The following is a 7,113-nucleotide window of genomic DNA, read 5'->3' on the forward strand; positions in this document are numbered from 1 at the left end:
TTATCGCGCGTACACGCTACAAACCGGTTGAAATCAGGTGTGGCCCGGCATCACCGTTTCGCCTGCTTGCACTCAGTGGACAGTTCTCGCAATGAGGCAAATCATCCACCCGATAACGCACGCAGCACACGCGACGCTGGCGTTTCAGCGCCGACTGGCCATCAACCGACATGTAGCGTACAGGCTGATACATTGGATTGCGGCGGCCATCGGGCGTGGTCCGGGCGTTGAGCAACGCGTGCCCGTCTTTCAGGTCTGCTCCGGGCATAGCGCCAGCGAGCACCCCCAGCAGCCACTCGAAATAATTACCGGCATTGCTCCACAGCACTCGGGGCGAGACGCCAGCGTATCCGCCCAAGGCGTCGATCAGTGGCCGCAGATGGCCTTCGATCAACGCGTCAAAACGCTGAAAAGCGTCGGCCGGCGCGGGTGCCCAGCGCTCACCTTCGTGGGGCAGTTTGAACGCCACGGGCAACTGTTCGTCGTCGAGCACCACGTGCAGGCGATCGAGGTGTAGCGGCAAGCGGCGGTCAAGCAGCAAGGAGGCCGCAACCACCGGCGGGATGAGTTTGATGAAGTAGTATTTGGACCAGATCGACGCCACCCCGCGCAGGTCCGGCACGTGGTAGCGGGTGCCGAAGCGGGTCAGCAGCGGCCCCAGGTATCCGGCGCTCGACAACGTGCGCAGCGGCACGCCCGGACGCGGATCGTCCGCGAGCACCAGCACCTCGCGGTAGTGCTCGAAGTCGGCAATGAACAACGGCGCCAGCGCAGGGATCACGGCATGATCGCCCTGGCTGACGCCGCTCGGGCGCGACGGCAATTAATGAGGCTGACGCCGCGCCAACACCCACAACCCCTGCTCCAGTGCCGGAAACAGGCTGTTGTTGAAGTTGTTCCAGCGCAGTTCCAGGATGGTGTCGTCCGGCGCGATCGGGGTGTCCAGCACATCGAAGATGACCTCACCCGAATCGATCCCGTTGTCGACGTAATGGAACGAGGCGCCGGTCATGTCCACCACCGGAATGTCGATGGTTTCGCGGGTCGTCCAGTCGATCACCTTTTTGCCTTTCGCGCCGTACAAGGCATCGAGGGTCGCGTAAGCGCCGCGACGCTCATACGGCGACTCGAGACGGGTGATTCCCGGGTGAATATTGACGATGCGACGATGAAAATCGGCGCCAGGCCGCACCAGCTCATCGAGGATCACCAGCAGCCCGTCGAGCACCACGACCTCGGCCTGCAGCGCGTGCAGCCGCTGGCCCAGGCGACGCTCGAAATCGGATTTGCCCGCCGGCCGCTGACTGTCTCCCAACGGCAACGCACGATAGGAGGACGGCACGTTTTCCAGCAGATCGTTCATCAGACGCCCTTGCACGGTCAGCTGCGGCGGGTAGAACCAGTGCTCGCCCTGCCCCGGCGTGAAGCCGTAGTCCTTGATGTTCTCCCGATCGCGGGCCGACGCCGGGTCATCGTCGCAAAGCACCGCTTCCAGCGAGTAGTGATCGCCCAATGGTGTGTGATCCAGCGCATGGGCCAGATACTCCAGCGGTGACTTCATGTAGCGCCGTTCGCCATGGTAATCCACGTACTGGCCGGCCTTGTCGGCCGATGCGTTACGCAACGACCAGACGTAAACAAGTTTGGTTTTTTGCATGAATTCCGGACTCATGGGGTATTGATCAGCGTGTTGCCGTCGACGCCTTCGGCCATCGCCACCACCACCTTGCGCTCACCACTGAAAGGCTTGCGCGAATGGGCGGTGAGCATGTTGTCGAGCATCAGCACATCGCCCGTGCTCCACGGAAAGACCACTTCACACTCAGCGAGCACGCCGCGGATTTCCGCCAGCGCGTCCTCTTCCAGCGGGCTGCCGTCGCCGTAATACACGTTGCGCGGCAGTCCTTCTTCGCCGACGGTGTCCAGCAGGATTTCCTGCATTTCAGGGTCCAGGTTGGACAGGTGGAACAGATGCGCCTGATTGAACCAGACCCAGTCCCGGGTACGTGGATGCTGCGCCACGCCCTGTACCGACTGACGGGTGCGCAGGTCGCCGTCCTCGTTCCACTGACACTCGATCCCACGCTTGCGGCAGTAGTCTTCGACGTCACTGTGGCGGTCGGTGTTGAACACCTGTTGCCACGTCAGGTCCAGGCCGTTGCCGTAATTGCGCACGTACATCAGGCGTTTGTCCTGGAAGCGCTTGCGCAACGCCGGATTCACCCGACGAAAGACTTCGCGGCTGTCGGCGATGGGGGTTTCGCCGCCGCTGGCCGCGGCTTTGGCGCAGTAGAACCAGATGCGCATGGGCCATTCGGTGGTGTAGGCCTGCTCGTTGTGAAGCGGGATCGAGCGGTGCGCCGGGTATTCGGTGGAGGTGTAGACGCCCTTGCCGTCGACCTGGCTGCGTGGGGTCGAGCCGAATTCGTAGTTGAGCAAAGGATGCCCGAAGGCGGCGGCGAATCGTTGAAAGCCCTCGACGCCGTCGCTGGCAAACCCGCTGAACAGAATCGCACCGTCGCGTTCAAGCATTTGCTCGACCACGCCGCGCAGATTGTCGAACTCGGCCGCCAGCGTTGCACCGGTCTGACCGGGGTAGACCCGCAGCGGGAAGCCGGTTTCGACATGAAGCTGATGTGGCGTAAGCATGCGCATATTCATGGGCAAGACGCTCCGCAGGGAATGGGTTCTATCAGGCCATGGCCTTGCGCAGGCTCAGGGGACGCATGTCGGTCCAGGTGGTTTCGATGTACTGGAGACAGGTCTGTTTGTCGCCCTCGACGCCGACGCTTTTCCAGCCATCGGGAATCGCCTTGTAGTCGGGCCAGATCGAGTATTGCTCTTCGTCGTTGATGACTACGCGGAACTGAGTGTTTTCGCCGTCAAAGCTCATGTGAGGACCTCGTCAATGTTGAATCGCCGCGTGCAGGCGGCCGTATCTAAAAGACGATCAAGCGAGCGGGATGATTAGTGCTTCGATGAAAAAAATCAGAGAGGCGCCTTCATCGCCCAATCGACCATCCGCACATAAATTCGCGCCACAGCCTTTGTTTTTGATTTTGATCTTCGAACGCAAACGCCCAAACGCCACACATCGCGACGTGGGCGCAGGCCGAGCGCAGGCGACTCGCAGTGGGCCGAGCGGCATGGATGCCGCGAGAGCCGCCCCCCGCCATGGATGGCGGATGGCGGCGGGCCCATGGAGCGTCGTCGGAGTGAGGGAATTTCGACGAAGGAGGAACCCAGCCAGGAGCAAGCACCCTTGGTTACTTGGGGTGCTTTTCCAAGTAACTCGCCAAAGGCGAAACCAGTCTGGCGTTAGCCAGACCCCTGCCCCCGAGCACTCACATCACCAACGAAACGCAACCGTCCCCATCACAGTGCGCTCCTCACCCCAGTAGCAACGCCCGGCATTGTTACAACCACTGACGTACTCCTTGTCGAACAGATTCTTCGCGTTCACGTCCACCGACCAATGCTTGTCGATGTCGTAGCCCACCAACGCATCCACCAGCGTGACATCCCCGGTTTTCAGCTTGCCGTACAGCGTCGGCGCGGTATACGCGAACGTATTGTCGAAATAGCGCACACCACCGCCCAGACGGAAACCGCTCAACGGACCCTCGAGGAAACGATAAGTCGCCCAGGTCGACGCCTGATTACGCGGAATACCGGTCAATTGATGATCCTCGAACAACGACCCCGGCGCATCCTTGGTCACCCGCGCATCGGTGTACGTGTAAGACGCGGTCAGGCTGAGGTTCGGGGTGATGTCACTGTTCGCTTCAAGCTCCAGCCCCTTGGACTCGCTCTCCCCCACCTGACGGCTGAAACCGTTGCTGCCGGCCACCACATCATGGGTCTTGGTCAACTGGAACACTGCAGCGCTGAAGGTGGTATTCCAGCCAGCCGGTTCATACTTCAACCCCACCTCGTACTGGTGACTGAGGATCGGATCGAGCAGTTCGCCGTTGGGCTGCGAAGACTGCTGCACCGGCGTGAACGCCGTCGAGTAACTGACGTAAGGCGAGATACCGTTCTCGAACTGATACATCACGCCGGTCTGCCAGCTGAACCGGTGATCCCAGCCGTCCAGGTCAGCCAGGCCACTGGTGGTGCCCGCGCGGTTGCGATACTTGCTGTTCACGAAATCCTGACGACCACCGAGCAAGAAGATCCAGTTCTCGTATTTGCTTTGCAGCTGGCTGTACAGGCCGTACATCTGCTGATCGAGCTGTGAGTTCTGGACCGTCGCGAGCATCTGCGGCGTCCCGGCAGGGAACACCGGATTGAATACGTCGTAAGGGCCACTGAAGCCAGCGGCCCAATCCTGGTTGAACGAGGTACGGTCGTAGCTGGCGCCGAGCAACAGGGTGTTCTCCAGCGCACCGGAGGTGAAATGACCTTCGAACTGGTTGTCGACCGAGTAGGCGATGGACTTGTTGTCACGATCGTAATAAGTGGCCGTCAGCGTGCTGCCAAAACCGCCGTTGTTCAGGTTGTTCGGCCAGGTCTCATGCCGATCCAGGCGCGACTCCATGTAGCGCGAGTTCTGCCGGAACTGCCAGTTTTCATTGAGCTGATGGCTGAACTCATACCCCAGCGTCCAGGACTCACGCTCGAAGTCGTCCCAGTTCGGGTTGCCGTTGAACTGGTCCTTGCCGATCTTGCCGTTCGGGTTGTTCAGCAACGTGCCTGCGGCCGGATAGCCCAGCAGCAGCTTGGTCCGATCCCGCTGGTACGACGACAGTAACGTCAGGGCGGTGTCTTCATCGAAATTGAAGGTCATCGAGGGGGCGATGTAGAGACGGTCGTCCGGTACCGAGTCAACCTGGGTATCGGCATTGCGACCCAGCATGACGATGCGCCCCAGAATGCGGTTGTCATCGGTCAGCGGGCCGGACACGTCCAGGCCCAATTGGCGGCGGTTGTTGCTGCCGTAACTGAACTTGGCCTCGCCCTGCGCGGTTTCGGTCGGCCGTTTGCTGACCAGGTTGACCAGGCCACCCGGCGCGTTTTCACCGTACAGAATCGAACTCGGGCCACGGAACACCTCGGTGCGTTCCAGACCATAGGGCTCGGTGGTGGTGTCATAACGGTTGCCTTGCAGACGCAGGCCGTCCTTGAGCAACCCGTAGCCGTAGTCGGTGGCGTTGTAACCGCGGATGGAAAACAGGTCGCCGGCCAGGCCGTCGCCGACCGCAAACGGCGGCGCGAAAATACCCGGCACATAACCGAGGATGTCGGTGAGGGTCTGCGAGCCCTGGTCCTGAATGCGTTGACGTGTCACCACCGATACAGAACGCGGCGTTTCTGATAATGGAGTGCTGGTTTTAGTGCCCGCGGTGCTGTTCTTGGCCTGGTAACCGACGTCCTGTTCTTGCACCGGCGCTTCACCGCTCACCACCGAGTTCTGCAATTGAATCGTTGATCGCTTCGCGGGCGTGGCAGGTGCCTCTTCAGCCCATGCCAACCCCTGACACGCGACCGTGGCAACCAGCGCTGCCAAGGCTTTAACCCTGAATTGTCCCTTGTTGTTGCTAGCCATCCGAACGCCCCCTCCCTTTGAAATCACACGAGGCACTCGCCTCAAAGTTTGACCAAACGTGTCAAAAAAGCGTGAAAAATGTAACAAAGAAACATTCTCATTACTATTAATATTACGCGTAACAGCAAAAAGCCATCCCTGGTGTCATTGCTGTTACAAACGTAGGTCAGCGTTGATGAACGGCGGCGTGGACGGCGGCGCCGAAGATGTCGGCGATCTGGTCGATCTGCGCAGTGGTGACGATCAGAGGGGGCAGGAAACGGATCACCGAAGAGCGACGGCCGCCGACCTCGATGATCAGGCCGCGTTGCAGGCACTGACGCTGGATTTTCGAAGCCAGTTCGCCGCTCTGCGGGAAGCGACCGAGCACGTCCGGGCGCCCTTCAGGGTCAACCATTTCGACGCCCAGCATCAGCCCCATGCCGCGCACATCGCCCATCTGTGGATAGTCCTTCTGCAGGGCGCGCAGGTGGTTGCCCAGGCGCTCCCCCATGGCAGCGGCATGCAGGTCCAGTTGCTGCTCGCGCACGATGCGCAAGGTGGTGGACCCGGCCACCATCGCCAACTGGTTGCCCCGGAATGTCCCGGCATGAGAGCCCGGTTTCCAGACGTCCAGCGATTTGTTGTACACCACGACGGCCATCGGCTGGCTGCCGCCGATAGCCTTGGACAGCACCAGCACATCGGGAACGATGTCGGCGTGCTGGAAGGCAAACGGCTTGCCGGTCCGCGCCACGCCACACTGGATCTCGTCAAGGATCAGCGGCACGCCTGCGTCGCGGGTGATGCGGCGCACTTCGCGCAGCCAGTGGGCCGACGTCGGCACTACGCCGCCCTCCCCTTGCAAGGTTTCGAGGATCATGCCGGCCGGCGGCAGCACACCGCTTTCGGGGTCGCTCAGCTGGTTTTCGATGTAGTGCAGACCGATGCGTTCACCGGCCTCGCCACCGACGCCGAACGGGCAGCGGTAGTCGTACGGGAACGGCAGAAACTGGGCGTTCGAGGCCAGGCCATCCAGGTACGCCTTGGGCCCGAGATTGCCCATCAGCCCCAGCGCGCCTTGGGTCATCCCGTGATAGGCACCGTGGAACGCCATCAGATTGCTGCGCCCGGTGGCGGTGCGCACCAGTTTCAGTGCCGCTTCCATCGCATCGGTGCCCGCGGGCCCGCAGAACTGGATGCGGGCGTCCTTGGCGAACGCCGGCGGCAGCAAGGCGAACAGCTCGTTGATGAAGTCGTCCTTGGCCTCGGTCATCAGGTCCAGCGTGTGCAGCGGGCGTTGCCCGTCGAGCAGGCTGCGCATCGACTGCACCACTTCCGGGTGGTTATGGCCAAGGGCGAGCGTACCGGCGCCGGCCAGGCAATCGATGAACCAGCGCCCCTGACTGTCTTGCACGTGAATGCCCTGGGCACGCTTGAGCTCCAGCGGAATCCGCCGCGGGTAGCTGCGGGCGTTGGACTCCACGGCGGCCTGACGTTCCAGCCGCGGGGTCGGCGCGAACTGGTAGTCGGCATGGGCCAGCGCCGCATCCGGCGTCAGTTCGGTGATCGGCATCACGTTGTGT

6 protein-coding genes are annotated in these 7,113 nt (G+C 61.5%); all 6 read right to left on the bottom strand.

Features of this window, described 5'->3' with window-relative positions; genetic code table 11:
• Positions 1–16 precede the first annotated feature (16 nt).
• The 6 genes from fhuF to AAGQ88_RS17340 all read right to left on the bottom strand — a co-directional run bounded on the left by fhuF (position 17) and on the right by AAGQ88_RS17340 (position 7,103).
• Positions 17–823, bottom strand: coding sequence for a siderophore-iron reductase FhuF (gene fhuF / locus AAGQ88_RS17315; protein WP_342653059.1), 807 nt, complete (start codon positions 821–823; stop codon positions 17–19).
• Positions 824–1,657: a formyltransferase family protein gene (locus tag AAGQ88_RS17320; RefSeq protein WP_342653060.1), complete on the bottom strand. Its 834-nt coding sequence runs from the start codon at positions 1,655–1,657 to the stop codon at positions 824–826.
• Between the two features lie 11 nt (positions 1,658–1,668).
• Complete coding sequence (locus tag AAGQ88_RS17325; protein WP_342653061.1) at positions 1,669–2,649, bottom strand: TauD/TfdA family dioxygenase; 981 nt, start codon at positions 2,647–2,649, stop codon at positions 1,669–1,671.
• A 43-nt stretch (positions 2,650–2,692) separates the two neighbouring features.
• Positions 2,693–2,893 carry an MbtH family NRPS accessory protein gene (locus AAGQ88_RS17330; protein ID WP_093459280.1) on the bottom strand — a complete coding sequence of 67 codons (201 nt, stop codon included), beginning with the start codon at positions 2,891–2,893 and terminating at the stop codon, positions 2,693–2,695.
• Between the two features lie 456 nt (positions 2,894–3,349).
• Positions 3,350–5,548 carry a TonB-dependent siderophore receptor gene (locus AAGQ88_RS17335; RefSeq protein WP_342653062.1) on the bottom strand — a complete coding sequence of 733 codons (2,199 nt, stop codon included), beginning with the start codon at positions 5,546–5,548 and terminating at the stop codon, positions 3,350–3,352.
• A 166-nt stretch (positions 5,549–5,714) separates the two neighbouring features.
• A complete protein-coding gene (locus AAGQ88_RS17340; RefSeq protein WP_342655830.1) occupies positions 5,715–7,103 on the bottom strand; it encodes an aspartate aminotransferase family protein in 1,389 nt (462 codons plus the stop codon).
• Positions 7,104–7,113 lie beyond the last annotated feature (10 nt).

Origin of the sequence: Pseudomonas sp. F3-2 (assembly GCF_038804275.1) — a bacterium.
Classification (GTDB): Bacteria; Pseudomonadota; Gammaproteobacteria; order Pseudomonadales; family Pseudomonadaceae; genus Aquipseudomonas.